The sequence below is a fragment of the Arthrobacter sp. SO5 genome, assembly GCF_020532805.1.
GTDB lineage: Bacteria > Actinomycetota > Actinomycetes > Actinomycetales > Micrococcaceae > Arthrobacter.
This window is the reverse complement of sequence record NZ_MQTQ01000093.1, coordinates 101,319-122,147: the sequence shown is the minus strand read 5'-3', so window position 1 is coordinate 122,147 and position 20,829 is coordinate 101,319. Positions and strand designations below refer to the sequence as shown.

Below are 20,829 nucleotides of genomic sequence, written 5' to 3'. Positions count from 1 at the left end.
CGTTTCACCAAAATCCCCACCTGATATACAAGAGAGCTAAAGAGGTCACCGGTGACAAGCACCAAACCCGTAGTACTCCTCGCTGAGGAACTTTCGCCCGCCACGATCGAGGCCCTCGGCCCGGACTTCGAGATCAGGCAGACTGACGGCTCCGACCGTTCCCAGCTGCTCTCTGCGATCGCCGACGTCGACGCGATCCTGGTCCGCTCCGCCACGCAGCTGGACGCCGAAGCCATCGCGGCGGCGAAAAACCTTAAGGTGATCGCCCGGGCCGGTGTCGGTCTCGACAACGTCGACATTAAAGCCGCCACCCAGGCCGGCGTCATGGTGGTCAACGCGCCCACCTCGAACATCGTCTCCGCTGCCGAACTCACGGTCGGCCACATCCTGAGCCTGGCCCGCCACATCCCGCAGGCGTCCGCCGCGCTCAAGGACGGCGAGTGGAAGCGCTCCAAGTACACGGGCATTGAACTGTTCGAGAAGAAAATCGGCATCATCGGCCTCGGCCGGATCGGCGCCCTCGTCGCGGGCCGCCTGAAGGGCTTCGAGACCAAGATCCTGGCCTACGATCCCTACATCACTTCCGCCCGCGCCGCCCAGCTCGGCGTGCAGCTGGTGACCCTGGACGAGCTCCTGGCGCAGTCGGACTTCATCACCATCCACATGCCCAAGACCCCGGAGACGGTCGGCATGCTCGGCGCCGAATCCTTCAAGAAAATGAAGAGCACCGCGTACGTCGTCAACGTCGCCCGCGGCGGCCTCGTGGACGAGGAAGCCCTGTACGCCGCACTGGAGGCGGGCGAGATCGCCGGAGCCGGCGTCGACGTGTTCGTCAAGGAACCCAGCACCGACCTGCCGTTCTTCAAGCTCGACAACGTCGTGGTCACCCCGCACCTGGGCGCGTCCACCGACGAGGCGCAGGAAAAGGCCGGCGTCTCCGTCGCCAAGTCCGTCCGCCTGGCCCTGGCCGGCGAGCTCGTGCCCGACGCCGTCAACGTCGCCGGCGGCGTGATCGACCCCGAGGTCCGGCCGGGCATCCCGTTGATGGAGAAGCTGGGCCGCATCTTCACCGCCATGACCCACGCCTCGCTCACCCAGTTCGACGTCGAAGTGGCCGGCGAAATCTCCTCCCTCGACGTCAAGGTGCTGGAGCTGGCGGCGCTCAAGGGCATCTTCGCGGACATCGTGACCGAGCAGGTCTCCTACGTCAACGCCCCCGTCATCGCCGAGCAGCGCGGCATCAACGTCCGCCTGATCACGACGCCGGACACGGAGTCCTACCGGAACGTCCTGACCCTGCGTGGGGCCCTCAGCGACGGCACACAGATCTCCGTGGCCGGAACCCTGACCGGACCCAAACAGATCCAGAAGCTCGTGGGAATCAACGGCTTTGAGGTGGAGATCCCGATTAGCGAACACCTCGTGGTGGTCGCCTACTCGGACCGGCCGGGCGTGATCGGCACCATCGGCCACATCCTGGGCATGAACAACATCAACATCGCCGGCATGCAGGTTGCCCGTCAGGCGGAGGGCGGCCAGGTGCTCGCCCTGCTCACCATCGACAGCTCGGTTCCGCAGCAGGTCCTCGACGCGATTAAGGCCGGAATCGGCGCTGACATGGTCCGCGAGGTAGATCTCGAGGACTGAGGTCCGCCGCGTGGATGCCGGGGGCTCTTAGCGAGCCGCCGGCGTCCACGAACGCGCGGCCGGTCTGCGTACAATGGCTACGTCCGAATTTCGGATCCGGCCGGCAGCCCCCGGCCTTTACTTTTGCACGCCCGGCAGGGGACGCCTTCACTTTCCGCAGGGAATGAACAGCGGTGTGCGCACGCAATCCAGCTTTCAGGAGCCCAATGAACGCCGTCCAGAGGTTCATCAGAAGCAGAGTGCTTCTGCTGACCGCGTCCATTTTGATCGTGGCCATGTGCCTCTCGGTCCTCGTCCAGGGACAATCACAGGCTGCCCTGAACCGGACCGTTGACCAGAACTCCCGGGGGCTCTATGACGTCCTCGTCCAAGCCAAAGCCGATGACACCGGCGGGCTGATGCAGCCCGAAATCGCCAGCGGCCAGGGCGGCATCAGCTTCGAGCAGCTGGACTCCCTCCGCAAGCTCGCCGGCACGTCCGTCGCGGCCCCGATCAGCCTGGTCTCCCGCGTCACCCAGAACCTGGAAGCGCCGCGGCTCGAGGCCACCGACTACCTCGGCTTCAATGCCGGGCTCGCCGGCACGGCCGGTGACCCCAGTGCCACCGATCCGGGCAAGTGGCCGGCCGCCGAATCGGTCCTGTCCGACACTCCCAAGAAGTACCGGCTCACCGCCAGCGCCGTCAGCTCCGACGGCCACGCCGAGCAGACCCTCTTCAAGACCCAGGCCGAAGGCTCCCTCGGCAAGGCCAAGCTCGTCGAAGAGCAGGTCGCCGGCGGCAAGAACGTCCGCATCGCGGGCCCGGCAGGGGAGACCGGCATCAAATTCCCGGCCCCGGCCGGCGGCTCCGAGCACAACCTCTTCAACCTCGCCGTCTCGCTGCCGCTCGCACCGCAGGTCACCGAGTCCGTCGTGGCCGTCGACCCCGTTTCCGAACGCGCCCTGCTCGGCACGGCCGGTGACTTCCTTGCCCCGCTGGAGAAGGCCCCGCCCGCCGATGCCCGCAACGCCGGCGCGATCGGCCGCCACTTCGAAAGCCTCTTCACGAACGGCATCGGCATGGACCAGCTGAAGGAAGGCCCTGACTTCCTCGGCGTCAAACTCAAGTACTGGGCACCGCTGATGAGCCAGTACCAGCAGGCCAAGCGCAGCGGCCAGCTCACCGCCGATTCGCAGGCCATTCCGCTGATCGTCCGCTCCGGCACCTCGACGGACCTCAAGTACTCCGTCAAGATCGAGGAAATCGACGCCGCCGGCAACGTCACCAAGGACGTCGGCACCGCAACCCGTTCGCTGGGCAAGGATTACCTTCCGTTCGTGTCCAAATCCCCGTTCGCCCTCGCCTGGCCCGGCTCCAAGGACCTGTCCCAGCTGCTCGGTGACGCCGGTAGCTTCAGCCAGGGCCTGTACAACCCGGCCACGTGGAGCACCGACTTCGCCGCCGCCCCCAAGTACAAGGACGGGGCCACCGCCGGCAACGGCGCCGTCGACAAGACCGCAACGCCCGGCGACTGGGTGAGCGTGAACCGGTTGCCGGAGAAGGGCGCCAACGGCGCCCCCGTGGACCAGACGCAGCGCAAGCCCGCCGACGAGCGCTCCTACCGGGAGAACCTCGAGACGGGCAAGAAGCTCGCCACCCCGCTGGCCATGGTCTACGGAACGTTCGACGCCGAGAAGGTCAAGGAGGTTGCCGGCGACGTCAACCGCCTGCCCCTGGGCGGCTACGACCCTACCCCGTTCACCCTCACCAAGGACGCCGCCGGCAAGGACGTCCCGCACACCGAACTCAAGCCCTCGCTGAGCGCCACGGGACTGGCCAGCCAGTCCGCCGGGGCCATCACCGACTACTACGGCCTCGCTGCGGCCCGCGGCTTCGAGCAGAACGCCAAGGTGATCGACGCCGTCCGGGTCCGGGCCAAGGTGCCCGGAAGCTGGAAGCAGGCGCAGCCCGAGGTCGAGAAGCTCGCCAACGAGATCCGCGACATGGGCCTGCAGGCCACCGTGGTGGCCGGTTCCGCCCGCGAGGACGCCAGCATCTTCGTCCCCGGCTACTCCAAGGACGACGCCGGCAAGGAATCCCCGCTGGGCACCGTCCAGCAGTCGTGGGTCCGCCAGGACGCCGCGGACGCAGTCTCGGGTTCCCTCACCGCCACCAACCTGACCCTGCTCTTCCTCACCCTCTGCGGAGCCGCCCTGCTCACCGGAGCCTCGACCGTCAGCTACGTCCGGAAACGGCGCAGCGAGGCCGGGACGCTGCGTGCAATGGGCTGGACCCAGCGCAAGATCCGTTCCTGGGTGCTGGCCGAATTCGGCGTCGGAGCGGCCCTGCTGGCCTTCGCCGGCATTGTCCTGAGCCTGGTCAGCTGGAACCCGGCCACGGCTATCGTCTCCGCCGCGGTCCTGGCCCTCTATGCGGGCGCCGCCTTGTTCGCGGCGCAGCAGCTGCGCCACCGCGAGGTCGTCGACCAGGAACCGCAGCACGATGAACGCCTCATTGCGGTCGATTCCCCCCTCACATTTGCCAACCGGCAGCTGAGTACCAACAAGTTCAACACGGGCTCGCTCGCCGTCGCCGTCGGCGTCTTCGGGGCAGCCGTGGGCGGACTGATCTCCCTGCTGATCGACATTCCCCGCGCCGCAGGCGCCAGCGCGCTCAGTGGTCTGGCGGCAGCCAGCATTGCACTGCCGAGCATCATCCTGGCCCTGTCCGGCGTCGCTGTCGGGCTGATCCTGACCATGGTCACCGGCCGCTTCGAGCTGCAGTCCAAGCGCCAGTACCTCGGCACTCTGCAGGCCATGGGCTGGAACCCGGACATGCTGGGCCAGGTCCGCTTCTTTGAAAACGCCATGGTGGGGACGGTGGCGCTGCCCCTGGGGGTCCTCGGTGCGCTCGGCATCGGCCTCCTCCTCGCACCCTATGCCGCACTCTGGGCCGGCCTCGCCGGACTTGTGGCCGTCCTGATCTGGATTCCCATTGCAACGAAAGTGGTCCGATGACTAACGACCTGAACCTTGACCGTGCGGCTCACGAGCGGATGACGGAGAGCACCCGCCGGGGAGCCCACCAGACCCGCGCCAACACGATCGTGAAGGCCGCGGACCACGCCACCCCGCTGGAACTGAGCAACATCACCATCCACTACGGGGGCGGCAAGAGTGGCGCCGACGCCGTCAACGTCGTGGACGATTTCAACATGACGCTGCATGCGGGCGAGATGCACTGTGTCGCCGGCCGCTCCGGCTCGGGCAAGACCAGCATCCTGACCGTCGGCGCGGGCCTGACCCTGCCGACGTCGGGCCGGGTCTTCTGGGAAGGCGATTCCCTCGAAACCATGGGCGACGACGAGATCGCCGACCGCCGCCGCGCCCTGATCGGCTACGTCGACCAGGGCGGTGCCCTGATCGACGGGATGAGCGCGCTGGAGAACGTCCTGCTGCCGGCCGTGCCCGACGGCGAGGTGGACAAGCGCCGCGACATGGCCAAGGACCTCCTGGACCTCGTGGGCCTGGGCCGGCGCATGCGCCACCGCCCGGCCCAGCTCTCGGGCGGTGAACGCCAGCGCGTCGCGATCGCCCGGGCGCTGATCCTCGGCACCCGCGTCCTGATCGTTGACGAGCCCACCGCGAGCCTGGACCGCGCGTCGGCCAACCGCATCATCAGCATCCTGAAGGACACCACCTCGGACGGAATCGCCGTCCTGGTGGCTTCACATGATCACGAACTTGTCCGCCAGAGCGATACCCTGACTGAACTGATCTAGGTTTAAACCGTGACTTCAACTGACAAGACCCCGTTTTACCTCACCACCGCCATCACGTACCCGAACGGCGTGCCGCACATCGGCCACGCCTACGAGTACATTGCCACGGACGCAATGGCCCGCTTCAAGCGGCTGGACGGGTACGACGTCTTCTTCCTGACCGGCACGGACGAGCACGGCATGAAGATCGCCCAGACGGCGGACAAGGAAGGCATCACTGCGAAGGAGCTGGTGGACCGGAACGCCGAGATCTACAAGGCCGCCCACGCCGCCCTGGGCATCACGTATGACCGCTTCATCCGGACGACGGATGCGGACCACTATGCGGCGTCGCAGGCCATCTGGAAGACGATGGAAGCCAACGGGGACATCTACCTCTCCAAGTACGAGGGCTGGTACTCGGTCCGGGACGAGGCGTATTACGTGGAGGACGAGACCGTGGTGAAGGACGACGGCGTCCGCTACAGTCGCGAATCGGACACCGAGGTGACCTGGACGGCCGAGGAGAGCTACTTCTTCCGGCTCTCGGCCTACCAGGACAAACTGCTGGCCCTGTATGAGGCACACCCGGAGTTCGGTGCCCCGCAGTCCCGCTTCAACGAGGTCATCAGCTTCGTCCGGGGCGGACTGGAGGACCTGTCCATCAGCCGGACCAGCTTCGACTGGGGCGTCCCGGTCCCGGGCAATGACAAGCACGTGATGTACGTCTGGGTGGATGCCCTGACGAACTACCTCACCGGGGTGGGCTACCCGGACGTTGAGGCAGAGTCCTTCAAGAAGTACTGGCCGGCCGACCTCCACGTGATCGGCAAGGACATCTCCCGGTTCCACGCCATCTACTGGCCGGCTTTCCTGATGAGCGCCGGGCTTGAACTGCCTAAGCGGGTCATGATCCATGGCTTCCTGCAGAACAACGGCGTCAAGATGTCCAAGTCGCTCGGCAACGTGGTGGCGCCGGCTGACTTCGTGGCCCAGTACGGCCTGGACCAGGTACGGTTCTTCCTCCTGCGCGAGGTTCCCTTCGGCGCGGACGGCAACTACAACCACGAGGCGATCGTCGGCCGGATGAACTCCGACCTCGCCAACAACTTCGGGAACCTGGCCCAGCGCTCACTGTCCATGGTGGCCAAGAACTGCGAAGGCCTGGTCCCCGTGCCGGGAGAGTTCACCGCCGCGGACGCCGCACTGCTGGCCCAGGCCAACGGACTGCTGGAGACCGCGCGCGCCGCCTTCGAGAAGCAGGAGTTCAGCCGCGCGCTCGAAGCGATCTGGGGCGTACTGGGTGACACGAACGCCTACTTCGCCGAGCAGGCCCCGTGGGTCCTGCGCAAGACCGACGTCGGCCGCATGAACACGGTTCTCTACGTCACCCTCGAGGTGTTGCGGATCGTCGCCATCCTCGCCCAGCCGGTCATGCCGACGGCGACGGCGGCCATCCTGGACACGCTCGGACAGCCGGAGGGTGACGCCCGCCAGTTCGCCGCCATCGCGGAGCCGATCGCCGCCGGCACGGTTCTGCCGGCACCCGCCCCGGTCTTCCCGAAGTATGAGGAGCCTGCCGAGGCCTAACCTCTGTTCGAATAATGAGACGACTTGACCAGCATGTGGATTGTTTGGCTACGCTAACATCATGAGCGCATCCACTATTGATCTGGCCGTTATCCCCGGCGACGGCATCGGCCCGGAAGTCACGGCCGAGGCGCTGAAGGTCCTGGCGAAGGCGGCCGCCGCGGAAGGGATCGTCCTGCGGCAGACCCACTACCGGCTGGGTGCCCAGCACTGGCTCGAGACGGGGGAGACCCTGCCGGCGGAAACCCTTGCCGATCTCCGCACCCGGGACGCCATCCTCTTCGGCGCCGTCGGGGCCGCACCCGGTGACACCCGGATCCCCTCCGGCATCATCGAGCGCGAACTGCTGCTCAAGCTCCGTTTCAGCCTCGACCACTTCGTGAACCTGCGGCCCTCCCGGCTCTATCCGGGCGTCAACAGCCCGCTCGCCAACCCGGGGAACATCGACTTCATCGTGGTCCGGGAGGGCACCGAGGGACCGTACGTGGGCAACGGAGGCACGCTGCGTGCCGGCACCGCGCACGAGGTGGCCACCGAGGTCTCACTCAACACCGCACACGGCGTGGAACGCGTGGTCCGGGACGCCTTCCGCAGGGCCAACGACCGCCCCCGCAAGAAGCTCACGCTGGTGCACAAGCACAACGTCCTGGTCTTCGCCGGGCACCTCTGGAAGCGCACCGTCGAGGCTGTGGCCCAGGAGTTCCCGGAGGTCACCCACGACTACCTGCACATCGATGCCGCCACGATCTTCATGGTCACCGACCCGGCCCGCTTCGACGTGATCGTCACCGACAATCTCTTCGGCGACATCATCACCGACCTCGCCGCCGCCGTAACCGGCGGCATTGGCCTCGCCGCATCCGGCAACATCAACATGGAACGCACTGCGCCGTCCATGTTCGAGCCCGTCCACGGGTCCGCGCCGGACATCGCGGGCCAGCAGAAAGCTGACCCCACTGCGGCAATCCTCTCGGCCGCGCTCCTGCTGGACCACCTCGGCCACGCCGCCGCCGCCCGGAAGATCGAGGCCGCCGTTGTCGCCGACGTCGCGGGCCGCGGAACCACAGCGCGCAGCACCGCCGCCATCGGCGACGCCATCGCCGCCGCCCTGTAGCCGCAGCTCAGTCGCCGCCGCCCTGTAGCCCCAGCTCTGCAGCCGCCGCTCTGGCGGCCGTGGCAACGGCGTAAGCTTGTGTCGAATCACCAAAATGCTGCCGTGGTCCGGGGATGTACCACGTTCACACGCCAGGCAGCCGATCGTGGAGGAACCATGACTCAGACTGCCCATGGCGTCGAATTCACCCAGCAGCCCTCGGCAACCCCGACGTCTGCTGAAGAACGTGCTGCCATCCTGGCGAACCCGGGTTTCGGCAACTATTTCACCGACCACACGGCGATCGTCGACTACAGCGTCGACGCCGAAGGCAAGGGCAGCTGGCACGACGCCCGCATTGAAGCGTACGGACCCATCTCCCTGGACCCCTCCGCCGCGGTGCTGCACTACGGCCAGGAAATCTTCGAGGGGCTCAAGGCCTACCGCCACGCCGACGGCTCCATCTGGACCTTCCGCCCCGAAGCCAACGCCGCGCGAATGAACAAGTCCGCCCGCCGTCTGGCCCTCCCGGAGATCCCGCAGGAATACTTCCTGGGCGCCATCCGCGAACTCGTCTCCGCGGACCGGGAGTGGGTGCCCGCCGGCGACGGCGAGGCCCTGTACCTGCGCCCGTTCATGATCGCCACCGAGGCGTTCCTCGGTGTCCGCGCCGCCCGCGAAGTCTCGTTCCGCGTCATCGCCTCCCCGGCCGGCAACTATTTCGGCGGCGAGCTCAAGCCCGTCTCCATCTGGATTTCCCGCGAATATGCCCGCGCCGGCCGCGGCGGAACCGGCGCAGCCAAGTGCGGCGGCAACTACGCCGCCTCGCTCATCGCCCAGATGGAAGCGGAGGAGCACGGCTGCAAGCAGGTCCTCTTCCTGGACCAGTTCAACGACAACGCTGTTGAAGAACTCGGCGGCATGAACGTCTTCTTCGTGATGAAGGACGGCTCGCTGGTCACCCCGGCACTGACCGGAACCATCCTCGAGGGCGTCACGCGCTCCTCCGTCATGCAGGTGGCCAAGGACATGGGCCGCCAGGTCACCGAACGCAAGATCACCCTCGATGAATGGCGGGACGGCGTGGCCGCCGGCGACATCGCCGAGGTCTTCGCCTGCGGCACCGCAGCCGTCATCACCCCCATCGGAGTGCTCAAGGACGACACCGAGTTCATCGGCTCCGAGGACGCCAAGGCGGGGGAGACCACCATGGCCATCCGCGAACGCCTCCTGGGCATCCAGACCGGAACCCTCGAGGACACCCACGGCTGGCTGACGCGCCTGGCCTAGGCTGAACGGTGATCCCGGAAGAAACCCACACCGTCGTGCGCAGCAGCGAGCTGACGCGCTTCCGCCTTGCCCCGAACCCCGGACCGATGAGCCTGCATGGCACCAATTCCTATGTGATCGCCGCCCCGGGCGCGGAGCGGATCGTCGTGGTGGACCCCGGCCCCCTGGATGAGCGGCACCTGCAGGACCTGGCCGGGGCCGGCGCCGTCGAACTGATCCTCATCACGCACCGCCACGCGGATCACACCGCGGCCGCGGCACGCTTGGCCGAGCTCACCGGCGCCCCGGTCCGCGCCGCCGACCCCGCCCACTGCCATGCCGGCGCTCCGCTGGTGGACGGGGAAGTCATCCACGCCGCCGGTGTGGAAATCAGGGTCCTCGCGACGCCGGGCCACACCTCGGATTCGGTCTGCTTCCACCTGCCGGAGGACGGCGCCAGCGGCTCAATCCTGACCGGCGACACGATCCTGGGACTCGGCACGACTGTCCTTGACTACCCCGACGGGACCCTGGGCCACTACCTCGAGTCGCTGGACCGGCTGGAACTCCTGGGTCCAGCGACCGTCCTGCCGGCCCACGGCCCCGTGCTGCCGGCGCTGGATGCGATCGTGCGCGCCTACCGCGACCACCGGCAGGAACGGCTGGCCCAGGTCCGGGCCGCGCTGGCGGACCTGGGCCCGGACGCAGACGTGGCGGACGTGGCCGACGCAGTCTATGCCGACGTCGATCCTGCGGTGCGTCCGGCAGCGGAGCTGTCGGTGGCCGCGCAACTCGAGTACCTGCGCAGCCCACCCGAGTAGCTGGCGGCAGGGGCCGTCCCGCCCGCCGGAGACGGTACGCTTGGAGCCATGCGTATCGCCCGGTTTGTAGTCGATTCTGATCCCCTCTACGGCATTGTTGAAGGTGAGCCCGGCAGTGAGGAAGTCACTGTCATCGTCGGCGACCCGTTCTTCCATGGCGTGGAACGAACTGCCGCCAGGCACAAGCTGGAGGACGTGCGCCTGCTGGCCCCGATCATCCCGCGCAGCAAGGTGATCGGCGTCGGCCGCAACTTCGCGGAGCACGCCCGCGAGCTCGGCAACGAGGTCCCGGCGCAGCCGCTGCTGTTCCTGAAGCCCAATACCTCCGTGATCGGGCCCAACGATCCCATCGTCCTGCCCGAGTTCTCCGATGAAGTCTCGTTCGAGGCCGAACTCTGCGTCGTGATCGGCCGGATCTGCAAGGACGTCCCCGAGGAACGCGTCGACGACGTCATCTTCGGCTACACCTGCGGCAATGACCTCACCGCCCGCGATGTCCAGAAGACTGACCTGCAGTGGGCCCGCGCCAAGGGCTTCGACACCTCGGCGCCGCTGGGCCCGTGGATCGAGACCGAACTCGACACCGAGGACCTGCAGATCCAGGGCAGGCTCAACGGCGAACTGCGACAGGACGGCAGCACCAGCCAGATGATCCGCGGCGTCCGCGAGCTCGTGTCCATCGTCTCGCAGGCCTTCACCCTGCTGCCCGGCGACGTGATCATGACGGGTACCCCCGCAGGCGTCGGCCTGGTCGCGGCAGGGGACCGCTTCGAGGTGGAGATCGAGGGCATCGGCCGCCTCTCCAACCCGGTGGTCCGCCGCTAACAGCGAAAATACGACGGCGGCCACGCGGTAAAGTTGCTACCACTATGACTACTCCCTCCGCGCACGACGCCGTCTCCAGCTCCGCCCCCACGGAAGTGACCAGCGAGGTGCCCCGCGAAGTCACCGGGCACACCCCGGTCCGCGTCCGGTTCTGCCCGTCACCCACCGGCACGCCGCACGTCGGCCTGATCCGCACGGCACTCTTCAACTGGGCCCACGCGAAGCACACCCAAGGCACGTTCGTCTTCCGCATCGAGGACACCGACGCGGCGCGCGACTCGGAGGAGAGCTACCAGCAGCTGCTCGAGGCCCTCAAGTGGCTCGGCATCACCTGGGAGGAAGGCGTGGAGGTCGGCGGCCCGCACGAGCCGTACCGCCAGTCGCAGCGCCTGGACCTGTACAAGGACGTCGTCGCCAAGCTGATCGAGGCCGGCTACGCCTACGAGTGCTACTCCTCGCCGGAGGAAGTCGAGGCCCGCCACCGCGCTGCCGGCCGCGACCCCAAGCTCGGCTACGACAACTTCGACCGCGAACTCTCGCCGGAGCAGATTGCAGCCTTCAAGGCCGACGGACGCCAGCCGGTACTGCGCGTTCGGATGCCGGACGAGGACGTCACCTTCACCGACATGGTCCGCGGCGAGATCACCTTCAAGGCCGGCAGCATCCCGGACTACGTGATCGTCCGCGCCGACGGCTCCCCGCTGTACACCCTGGTCAACCCGGTGGACGACGCCTTGATGGCCATCACCCACGTGCTCCGCGGCGAGGACCTGCTCTCCTCCACCCCGCGCCAAGTGGTGCTGATCCGCGCCCTCATGGAGATCGGCGTCGCGAGCTACATGCCCGTGTTTGCCCACCTGCCCTATGTCATGGGTGAGGGCAACAAGAAGCTCTCCAAGCGCGACCCCCAGTCCAACCTGTTCCTGCTCCGGGACCGCGGCTTCATCCCCGAAGGCCTGCTGAACTACCTCTCGCTGCTGGGCTGGAGCCTCTCGGCCGACGAGGACATTTTCACGGTGGAGCAGCTGATCGAGAACTTCGACGTCAATGACGTGCTGGCCAACCCGGCCCGCTTCGACATCAAGAAGGCCGAGGCCATCAACGGTACGCACATCCGGATGCTGGCGGCGGACGATTTCCGCGGCCGCCTGGTCCCGTACCTGCGCGCCGCGGGCTTCGTCGGGGAGGAGCTCACCGCACGCCAGGCGGAGATCCTCGCCGAGGCGGCGCCCCTGATCCAGGAGCGCATCTCCCTGCTGGGCGAGGCCCCCGAGATGCTCGCCTTCCTGTTCAAGGACGACGACGCGATCGACGTCGCCGACGACGCCCGCAAGGGACTCCCCGAGAACCTCACCGAAGTCCTCGACGCCGCCCTCGCCGCACTGGAGCCCCTCAGCGACTGGACCGCCGAGAACATCCAGACGGCCCTGAAGGAGGCGCTCGTCGAAGGCCTCGGCGTGAAGCCGCGGCTGGCCTTCGGCCCGGTACGCACCGCCATCTCCGGGCGCCGGATCTCCCCGCCATTGTTTGAATCCATGGTGATCCTGGGCAAGGATTCGTCCCTGGCGCGACTGCGCGCTTTCCGCGGCTGATGATGCCGGCGGCCGGGCTGGGCGGGGGCTCTGTTCGTGGGGTGCTCTTCGACATCGATGACACCCTGGTGGACCTTGAGTTCGCCATGACTGCGGCGCTGCGCGATGTCAGCGAGCATCTCCTGCCCCGCCTGGACCAGGCCGGGTGGGAGAAATTCGGGCGGATCTTCACCCGCGAAACGACGCACTTCTACGACCGCTACCTCGTCGGCGAATTGAGCTTCAACGAACAACGCCTGCTCCGCGGCCGCGCCGCCCTGGCGCACTTCGGCGTCGAACTCGAAGAGGGGGAGCAGGCCCGCCACTGGGTCAGCTCGTATGCGAGCCGGCAGCATGGCTATATTCGGGCCTTCGACGACGTCGCCCCGGTGCTGGACGCCCTGGACGCCGCCGGGATACCCTACGGTGCCGTAAGCAACAACGTCCATGACTACCAGCGGGTCAAGCTCGACGCGGCCGGCCTGGGGCGCATTGCCGTCCTGGTGGGTACGGACACCGTGGGGGCCGCCAAACCGGACCCGGCCATCTACCTTGAGGGTGTGCGGCGGCTGGGAACCGGTGCCGCCGAAACCCTGTACGTGGGGGACAACCGGCTCCTGGATGCTGAGGGCTCGACGGCGGCCGGCCTGCAGGGCGTCTGGCTGAACCGCGGCGGGGAGCCGGCCCCGGACTTTGCGGGACGCGAGGTTGGCTCCCTGCAGGAACTGCTGGAGCTGATGGACCTGCCCGCCTGAGGCCCCACACTCAACCGAAAACAGCCCCGCCGGAGGGTGTCCTCCGGCGGGGCTGTTTGCCGTGGCGGTTAGGCAGTAGCCGGCGTCAGGCGCCGCCTCCGCAGAGCCAGATAGGCCCCCACGGCACCCAGGGTCAGGAGCGTGACCATGCCCGCGGCCACAGCGACGTCGGCCTTGATCATGTTCGACGGCGAAACAGCCGCGGCGCTCGAGTACAGCGTGTCGGTGCCCGCGGCAATTTTGGCGTTGCCGTCGGCCAGCTTGTCGGCGCCGGTAGACAGCTGCGTGGAACCGGAAGCCAGTTTGGTGTTGCCTGTCGAGAGATCCGAGGCTCCGGACGCCAGAGCCGTCGAACCGTTCAGCAGCCCGGGGTTGCTCGGGTCGGCGGGATCGCCCTTGATTCCACTGTTCAAGGCCACGGTGCCGTCGGCGAGCAGCGAGCTTCCGTCGGTCATTTGGGCGGTCGCCGCGAGCAGTCCGGGGTGTTCGGGATCGCCCGGAACGCCGTCCATACCCACGCGGATCTTGGCCGTGCCGACTGCGAGCAGCTGGGTGCCCATGACGACGCCGGGGCTGTTGGGATCACGGCCGTTGAGCTTGCCCGCCAGGGTGGCGAAGCCGGTGGTGAGCTTGCCGGTGCCTGCATTCAGCTGGTTGGCGCCCGTGTTGAGCTGGGTGGTTCCGGTCTGCAGCGCGGAAGCCCCGGCCTGCAGACGGGCCGCGCCCGTCTGCAACTGCGCCATGCCGCCTTGGACCTGTGCCGCTCCGCCTTGGACCTGCGCCGCTCCGCCTTGGACCTGCGCCGCTCCGCCTTGGACCTGTGCCGCTCCACCTTGGAGCTGCCCCGCGCCGGCATCCAGCATCTGGGCGCCGGCAAGGATGCTGGCAATCTTGTCTTTGAGCACGGCCAGTGGCACGAGACCCTGGGCGGGATCGTTGGCGGCGGCCGACAACTGCTCCAGTGCCTGGGCCAGCGCGGCCGTACCGGTTCCGGTTTCGGGGTCGTTGTTGGCGCCCCGATAGCCCTTGAGCTGGTCGATGCCGGTCTTGAGCTGGTCGGTGCCGGTCTTGAGCTGGTCGGTGCCGGCCTTGAGCTGGTCGGTGCCGGCCTTGAGCTCGTCGGTGCCGGCCTTGAGCTCGTCGGTGCCGGCCTTCAGCTGGTCGGCCCCTGTCTGCAGCCGGCCGCTGCCATCAGCGAGCCGGGCAGCCCCGACGTCGAGCTGGTTGGCTCCGTCGGCCAGGTTGCCCGGGGCCGTGCCCGATGCCGTAGGCGTCAGTGCGGCGGAGAGTTGCACAGCCCCATCGGCGATCTTCTGGGCGCCGTCGTCCACCTGGTACACGCCTGGGGCGAGCTTGCTATTTACGTCCGTATGGACTTTGACGGCGCCCGTTGCGAGCTTCTCTGCCCCCGCTTCGAGTCTGTCGGCGCCGGGGGCGAGCTTGCCCGCAATGCCGGCGTTGATCTTTGCGGCGCCATCCGAGACCTTGACGGCCCCGACGTCGGCCTGCGCCGCGCCGGCGGCAAGTTTGACGGCGCCATCCTTCAATTGCTCCGCGCCGGCGGAGGCCTGGCCGGCGCCGTCGTTGAGTTTCGCGGACCCGTCCGTGATGCGCCCCATGACCAGGGTGTAGAAACCCAAGAGCGCAATCAGCAGCAGGGCCAGGACAGCGGTGGCGATCTGTTGCGCCCGGGTGCGGGCTAGGGGGACAGCGGCACGACTCTGTGACACAGGTGAATCCTCTCGACGGTTTGGCCGGCAACGACTCTGTTGCCGCCCCCTCCGAAACTGTGACGCAGCTAACATCCAAAACTGGCTGTCATTCTGCCCGCAGTTCAATAGGGGAGGGGTTGTTACCCACTGGTAACTTACCGAGCGTAAACTTCGCGGGCCCGGATTGGCAAGGGTTTTCGAGGAGTATCCCCGAAGGGCGGCGCCCGGCGAGTCGCCGTGGGGCTGCTGGGGCCTGCGGGGAAAGCCCGATTTGTGCCGGGCAAAAGTCTCGGGTAAAGTAATTACTCGTGCTGAGGCGCCGGGAGCGCGGGTTGAGACCCACGGATCCGGCCCGAAAGTTCCAGTGGGATATGGTGTAATTGGCAACACTACGGTTTCTGGTACCGTCATTCTAGGTTCGAGTCCTGGTATCCCAGCTCTGAAAAATCCGCGGATTTCCGCGGCTGATCAGGGGTTTTGAACCGGCTGGCCGGTTTGAAACACTTGCTGAGTGGATGAAATAATCACTGAGCGCGGACGGCAGCAATGCTGTTCTGGAGAGTACGCGGCCCCATCGTATAGCGGCCTAGTACGCTGCCCTCTCACGGCGGTAACGCGGGTTCGAATCCCGCTGGGGTCACAGTTGAAACGGTCCCGGACACCAGTCCGGGACCGTTTTTCGTTGCCCCAAAGAGTCCCTGACCGGGCCCTCTTCGCCGGACTGGCATGATGATGCTGTGAGTCCAGACCAAACCCCCGGCCCCGCCGTCGACCTGCTCGAAGCGGTCCACCGCGATCTCGCAGCGACCTCCCTGCCGCTCGCCCTGCCCGGCGCGGACCGGGCCCGGCAGGACATCCGCAACGCCCTCGCCCAGCTTGAGGACTACATCCTGCCGCGCTACCGCAGCCTCGACGCGCCCCTGCTGGCGGTAGTGGGCGGCTCTACGGGCGCCGGAAAATCCACCCTCGTCAACGCACTGGTGGGGCGCGCCGTCACGCGTGCCGGGGCCATCAGGCCCACCACCCGCCAGCCCGTCCTGCTGCATCACCCCTCCGACGCGCGCTGGTTCGAGGACCAGCGGATCCTGCCGAGCCTGAGCCGGATTCGGGGGACCGTGGCCGGCAGTCCGCCGTCCGCCGCCCGTCCTGCAGGCGCGCCAGACGCCGAAGCGGCCGCCGCCGCGGTCTCCTCCCTCCTGCTGGTCGCCGAACCGGCCGTGCCGCCGGGGATCGCCTTGCTGGACGCCCCCGACGTCGACTCCGTCTCCGCTGACAACCGCCAACTCGCCGGCCAGCTCCTGGCCGCCGCGGACCTTTGGATCTTCGTCACGACGGCGAACCGTTATGCAGACGCCGTGCCGTGGCTGCTGCTGCTGGATGCCGCGGCCCGGGACATCATGGTGGCCGTGGTGCTGGACCGCGTCCCGCCTGCCGCCGAGGCCGAGGTCAGCGCCGATCTGCAGTCCATGCTCGGCCGCGAAGGCCTGGGCGGGGCCCGTTTTTTGTGGTGCCGGAGGCGGCCCTGGATGCAGCCGGCATGTTGCCCCCCGCGGCCGTGGAGCCGCTGCGGCTCTGGCTTGGGGAACTCGCCGCCGACGCCGCCGGGCGGGCCGCGATCGCCCGGCGGACCCTGAACGGGACCCTCAGGGCGCTCGGCAGCCGGGTTGAGGCTGTGGCGCTGGCGGCAGCGGCCGAGCAGCGCGCGGCCGAATCCCTCGCCGCAGATGTCCGGGACGCCTACCAGGATGCCGTGGACCGGATCCTGGCGGCCACCCAGAACGGCGCGCTCCTGCGCGGCGAGGTGCTGGCCCGCTGGCAGGACTTCGTCGGCACGGGCGAGTTCTTCCGGGCGATGGAGCAGAACATCGGACGGCTCCGGGACCGGGCCGGCGCCTTCTTCCGGGGCGAGCCGGCCCCCGCGGTGCGGGTCGAGACGGCGATCGAAACCGGGCTGCAGGCCGTCATCCTCGATGAGGCCGCCAACGCCGCGGAGGACGCGGACCGGCGCTGGCGCTCGGACCCTGCCGGCCGCCAGCTGCTGGGCGGCGATGATCTCTCGGGAACCACCGACGGTTTCGCCGCACAGGCTGCCGCGGAAATCCGGGCCTGGCAGGTCGCCCTCATGGAGCTCATCCGGACCGAAGGCCAGGATAAACGCAGCCGTGCCCGCTGGCTCTCCTTCGGCATCAACGGCCTCGGCGCAGCCCTCATGATCGTCGTGTTTTCCATGACAGCCGGCCTGACCGGGCTGGAGGTCGGCGTCGCCGGCGGCACCGCCGTCGTCGGACAGCGCCTGCTGGAGGCGGTCTTCGGCGAGGACGCCGTGCGGCGGCTGGCGAAGACCGCACGCGAAGACCTGCATGCGCGCTGCCAGGACCTGCTCCACGCCGAACAGGAGCGCTTCCTGAGCCGCCTGGCTTCCCCGGGCACGGTGCCGCCCGCGGAACTCTCCCGGCACGCCGCCGGGCTGCACCGGCTGGCGGCTTCCGCATGAGCCGCCACGGCGCCGCCGGCGAAGCCTCAAAGCTGCACCGCCGGCTCGAGGCACTCAACGAGGCACGCGAGCTCGCCGCCGGGGCGCTCCCGGAGGAGGAGCTCAACGCGGTGCTCCGGGTGCTGGAGCGGGCCAGCTCGCGCCGCTCCCTCTCGGGGGACCACACCGTGGTGGGGTTCTTCGGCGCCACGGGAAGCGGAAAGTCCTCGCTGTTCAACGCCGTCAGCGGAGCGGACATCGCGACGGCGGCGGCCCGCCGGCCCACCACCTCGGAGCCGCTCGCCGGGATCTGGGGTGCGGAGGGCAGCGAAGGGCTGCTGGACTGGCTCGAAGTACGCAACCGGCACCAGGCCGCCCCCGTGCCGGGTTTCGCCGACGACACCACAGGCCTGATCCTGTTGGATCTGCCCGACTTCGATTCCACGCGGGCCACCAACCGGGGGATCGTGGAGCGGATGGTGGGACTGGTCGACGTGCTGGTCTGGGTGCTCGATCCGCAGAAATACGCCGACGCCGCCGTCCACAACGACTTCCTCACCCCGCTCGCCTCACACGGCGCGGTCACGCTGGTGGTGCTGAACCAGCTGGACCGGCTCCCGGAGCACGAGATCCGGCCGGTGCTGGAGTCCCTGCGGGAGATCCTGGTGCGTGACGGGCTGGGCGCGGTGCAGGTCCTGGGCGCGTCCGCCGTCGTCGGCACCGGGGTGGACAAGGTCCGTGCCGCCATCCGGCAGGTGGCCATGAAGCGGCAGGCACTCTCCCAGCGGCTGTCCGCCGATGTCACCAGGGCGGCCGCGCGGCTGGAGGAAGCCTCGGGAGCCGGCAACGCCGCGGGTGTGACGCAGGCGGCAAGGGCCCGGCTTGCCGGGGAGCTGGCCGTCGCAGCGAACGTCCCGCTCGTGGTCGACGCCGTGGTGCGCTCCTACCGGCAGGAGGCAACCCGGCGCACCGGCTGGCCGGTGACGCGGTGGCTGGTCAGGTTCCGCGCCGATCCGCTGAGGCGCCTGAACCTGCGCCGTGACGGCGCGCGTCCGGACGTGAACCGCACGTCGCTGCCGCCGGCCGGGGCGCCGGAGCGGGCCCGGACCGACGCCGCCGTCCGGGAGTTTGCGGAAGCCGCGTCCGACGGCGCCCCGGGGCCCTGGCGCGCGGCCATCCGTGGTGCTGCCCGCGAAGGCCGCGAGCGGCTACCGGACGCCCTGGATCAGGCCATCGCCTCCACTGAGCTGAAGGCCGGCGGCATCTCCTGGTGGTGGACGGCGTTCAACGCCGTCCAGTGGGTTGCCCTTCTGGCGGCCCTGGGCGGGTTCGCCTGGCTCGGCGTCCTGGCTGCCCTCGGGTACCTGCAGCTGCCGATCCCTGACGTGCCGCTGGTCCAGGGCTGGCCGGTTCCCACTGTGCTGATCGCCGGCGGGGCGCTGCTCGGGATTGTCCTGGCCGTGCTGGCGAAGTTCATCGCGGGTGCAGCCGCCCGGGCCCGGGGCGCGGCGGCCCGGAAACGGCTCGGGTCCGCCGTCGCGGCCGTGGCGGAGGATCTTGTGGTGGGGCCGGTGGAGCTTGAGGTCAGCCGGCTGGGGTTTTTCAACAAGGCACTGGAGGCGGCGCGCTAACCAGCGTTCCAGCACTGCGGCAACGGCAAGGGTGCTGATGCAACGCTGCTGCCCCGGCTACAAGAGCGCTGCCGCGTCCCGGACCTTGATCATGGTGCGCAGGTTGCGCGTGGTGGTGGAGGCCTTGTATTTCGGCTTCGAGGACAGCTTGCTGAACGGGCTGTCCAGCGTGCGGCCGGCGGGTGCCAGCCACGCCAGGGCTTCCGGTCCCAGCAGGGTCAGTTCCGTCCCGTCCGGCGCGCTGCCGGCCTCATAGAGCTCAGCAAGCACTCCGGCGTCGGAGCCGAGGGTGAGGTAGGTGTGGGTGGAGGTGTCGTCCGCGGGGTAGGGGCACGCCGCCACGAGTTCACCCACCCGGTCCGCCGCCAGGACCACCACCCAGGCGTCATAGCCGAAGGCCTCCCGGAGGCACGCTTCGAATTCCTTTTTGACGCCGGCGGGGGGCAGGTCACTCGAGAGCACCACGTTGCCGCTGGCCAGCAACGTCTTCACACCGGAAAAAGGACGGGACTTCAGGGCTTCCTTCAGCTCGGCCATCTTGATCGTGATGCCGCCGACATTTACCCCGCGCAGGAACACCGCATAGCTGCTCATGCGGACAGCCTATGCCTCGTCCCCGACATCCTCTCTTACAACGAGCTCTTCCAGAGTGAACTTCCGTCATTTTGCGGCGCACGAATGCCGCTGTGTTTTCGAAGGGCTGGACCGTTCCGTTGACGTCGAAACGCCAGCTTGAACCGACCTGGGTCAGGGATACGGTCTGCACACAGTTCATGAAGTCTGTGGACCGGCATTTCCAGGGCCGGGTGTCCGACAGTATTGACAGGGCCACCGCGGTATTGACAGGGCCACCGCCGTCGCGACCGCAGTCAAAGAAAGCCGTCCATGCCGGGTTGCGGGTTGCAGCCAGAAGCTCCCGTGGCCTGACGCCGACGGTAAGTGGTCCGAGTGTTCCAATGTTACGTACCAGCCCGCCGTCGAGGCTCCTGACACGTGTGCCGTTGCTGCCCGCAAAGGACTACGAATCGGCCGATCAAGGCTTCGCTCTGACAGACCAGCCGGTGACGTTGAAGTACCAATCGTCCTGTCACCTGTATGGACCAACCTCCGCGCGGGGCGTCGCTTGCTGGGACCGTGCAGATCCCTCTTCGACTCGATCGCTGGTCGCTTGGCGGTCAAACTGTCCGCGCCTCGAGTCCGTGCGGTCCTCTCGTTGCAACCCAGCCGGGTGCGTCTTTATTGTCGGAGCCCGGTCATATTCTGAATGTGTGAATAGCAGCGCAGCTTGGAGTGTGGAATGCAGGGGGGCGGTGGCTGCCGTCGCCGCATCCGCTGCTGCGCTTGCGGCAGTGATCGGCTCTGATTCGTCCCGCACCGGTCCGCCAACCGCTGACCCTGACCGCGCGGATGCCGGGAACGCTGATCCGTTGCGGGATCTGGCGGATGCGTGTTTGGACGGGTTGGCGGAGGTGGCCCGGCTGGAGGCCGGGGTGGCGGCGTTGAAGGTGAGTCTGGCTGCGGAGTACGTGCAGGCCACCGCGGCGCTGGCGTCCCCGGCGGCGTCTCCGCAGGAATGCACCGTCCGGGAGATGGCGGTGGTTGCGGAAGTCGCCTGTGTCCTGACGGTCAGCGAACGGACCGCCGGTGCCCTCCTGTCCGACTCCCAGACATTGACGACGGCGCTGCCGCTGACCCTGGGAGCC

Annotated in this window: 13 protein-coding genes, 2 tRNA genes and 2 pseudogenes; 15 read left to right on the top strand and 2 right to left on the bottom strand. The window is 68.1% G+C overall.

The window, feature by feature from the left end:
* The first annotated feature begins 51 nt into the window (after positions 1-51).
* The 10 genes from serA to BJG92_RS16625 all read left to right on the top strand — a co-directional run bounded on the left by serA (position 52) and on the right by BJG92_RS16625 (position 13,310).
* Positions 52-1,647 carry a phosphoglycerate dehydrogenase gene (serA, locus tag BJG92_RS16670; protein ID WP_232085094.1) on the top strand — a complete coding sequence of 532 codons (1,596 nt, stop codon included), beginning with the start codon at positions 52-54 and terminating at the stop codon, positions 1,645-1,647.
* A gap of 206 nt (positions 1,648-1,853) precedes the next feature.
* A complete protein-coding gene (locus tag BJG92_RS16665; protein ID WP_232085093.1) occupies positions 1,854-4,643 on the top strand; it encodes an ABC transporter permease in 2,790 nt (929 codons plus the stop codon).
* Complete coding sequence (locus tag BJG92_RS16660) at positions 4,640-5,407, top strand: ABC transporter ATP-binding protein (protein WP_232085092.1); 768 nt, start codon at positions 4,640-4,642, stop codon at positions 5,405-5,407. Before BJG92_RS16665 ends, BJG92_RS16660 begins: the two co-directional genes overlap by 4 nt.
* Before the next feature lie 9 nt (positions 5,408-5,416).
* Positions 5,417-6,976: a methionine--tRNA ligase gene (gene metG, locus BJG92_RS16655; protein WP_232085091.1), complete on the top strand. Its 1,560-nt coding sequence runs from the start codon at positions 5,417-5,419 to the stop codon at positions 6,974-6,976.
* 61 nt (positions 6,977-7,037) lie between these two features.
* Complete coding sequence (locus tag BJG92_RS16650; protein WP_232085090.1) at positions 7,038-8,090, top strand: 3-isopropylmalate dehydrogenase; 1,053 nt, start codon at positions 7,038-7,040, stop codon at positions 8,088-8,090.
* A gap of 156 nt (positions 8,091-8,246) precedes the next feature.
* Positions 8,247-9,359 (top strand): branched-chain amino acid aminotransferase, encoded by a 1,113-nt coding sequence (locus BJG92_RS16645; protein WP_232085089.1) that lies wholly within the window; start codon positions 8,247-8,249, stop codon positions 9,357-9,359.
* A gap of 8 nt (positions 9,360-9,367) precedes the next feature.
* Positions 9,368-10,159, top strand: coding sequence for an MBL fold metallo-hydrolase (locus tag BJG92_RS16640; protein WP_232085088.1), 792 nt, complete (start codon positions 9,368-9,370; stop codon positions 10,157-10,159).
* Positions 10,160-10,207: 48 nt separating this feature from the next.
* Positions 10,208-10,984 (top strand): fumarylacetoacetate hydrolase family protein, encoded by a 777-nt coding sequence (locus BJG92_RS16635; RefSeq protein WP_232085087.1) that lies wholly within the window; start codon positions 10,208-10,210, stop codon positions 10,982-10,984.
* Positions 10,985-11,028: 44 nt separating this feature from the next.
* Positions 11,029-12,576 (top strand): glutamate--tRNA ligase, encoded by a 1,548-nt coding sequence (gene gltX / locus BJG92_RS16630; RefSeq protein ID WP_232085086.1) that lies wholly within the window; start codon positions 11,029-11,031, stop codon positions 12,574-12,576.
* Positions 12,577-12,578: 2 nt separating this feature from the next.
* Positions 12,579-13,310 carry an HAD family hydrolase gene (locus BJG92_RS16625; protein WP_232085106.1) on the top strand — a complete coding sequence of 244 codons (732 nt, stop codon included), beginning with the start codon at positions 12,579-12,581 and terminating at the stop codon, positions 13,308-13,310.
* 68 nt (positions 13,311-13,378) lie between these two features.
* Here BJG92_RS16625 and BJG92_RS16620 read toward each other — a convergent pair whose 3' ends face one another.
* Positions 13,379-15,040, bottom strand: coding sequence for a hypothetical protein (locus BJG92_RS16620; protein WP_232085085.1), 1,662 nt, complete (start codon positions 15,038-15,040; stop codon positions 13,379-13,381).
* 347 nt (positions 15,041-15,387) lie between these two features.
* On the opposite strand from BJG92_RS16620, the gene BJG92_RS16615 reads away from it, so the two are divergent.
* The 4 genes and pseudogenes from BJG92_RS16615 (at position 15,388) to BJG92_RS16600 (ending at position 19,126) form a co-directional block, all read left to right on the top strand.
* Positions 15,388-15,459 (top strand) — tRNA-Gln (locus BJG92_RS16615).
* 130 nt (positions 15,460-15,589) lie between these two features.
* Positions 15,590-15,662, top strand: a tRNA-Glu gene (locus tag BJG92_RS16610).
* Between the two features lie 97 nt (positions 15,663-15,759).
* Positions 15,760-17,516 (top strand): annotated as a pseudogene (locus BJG92_RS16605) (dynamin family protein).
* A complete protein-coding gene (locus BJG92_RS16600; protein WP_232085084.1) occupies positions 17,513-19,126 on the top strand; it encodes a GTPase in 1,614 nt (537 codons plus the stop codon). Before BJG92_RS16605 ends, BJG92_RS16600 begins: the two are co-directional and overlap by 4 nt.
* A gap of 57 nt (positions 19,127-19,183) precedes the next feature.
* Here BJG92_RS16600 and BJG92_RS16595 read toward each other — a convergent pair whose 3' ends face one another.
* Positions 19,184-19,720: a DUF1697 domain-containing protein gene (locus BJG92_RS16595; RefSeq protein WP_232085083.1), complete on the bottom strand. Its 537-nt coding sequence runs from the start codon at positions 19,718-19,720 to the stop codon at positions 19,184-19,186.
* 605 nt (positions 19,721-20,325) lie between these two features.
* On the opposite strand from BJG92_RS16595, the pseudogene BJG92_RS16590 reads away from it, so the two are divergent.
* A pseudogene (locus BJG92_RS16590) lies at positions 20,326-20,829 on the top strand (endonuclease); the annotation flags it as partial.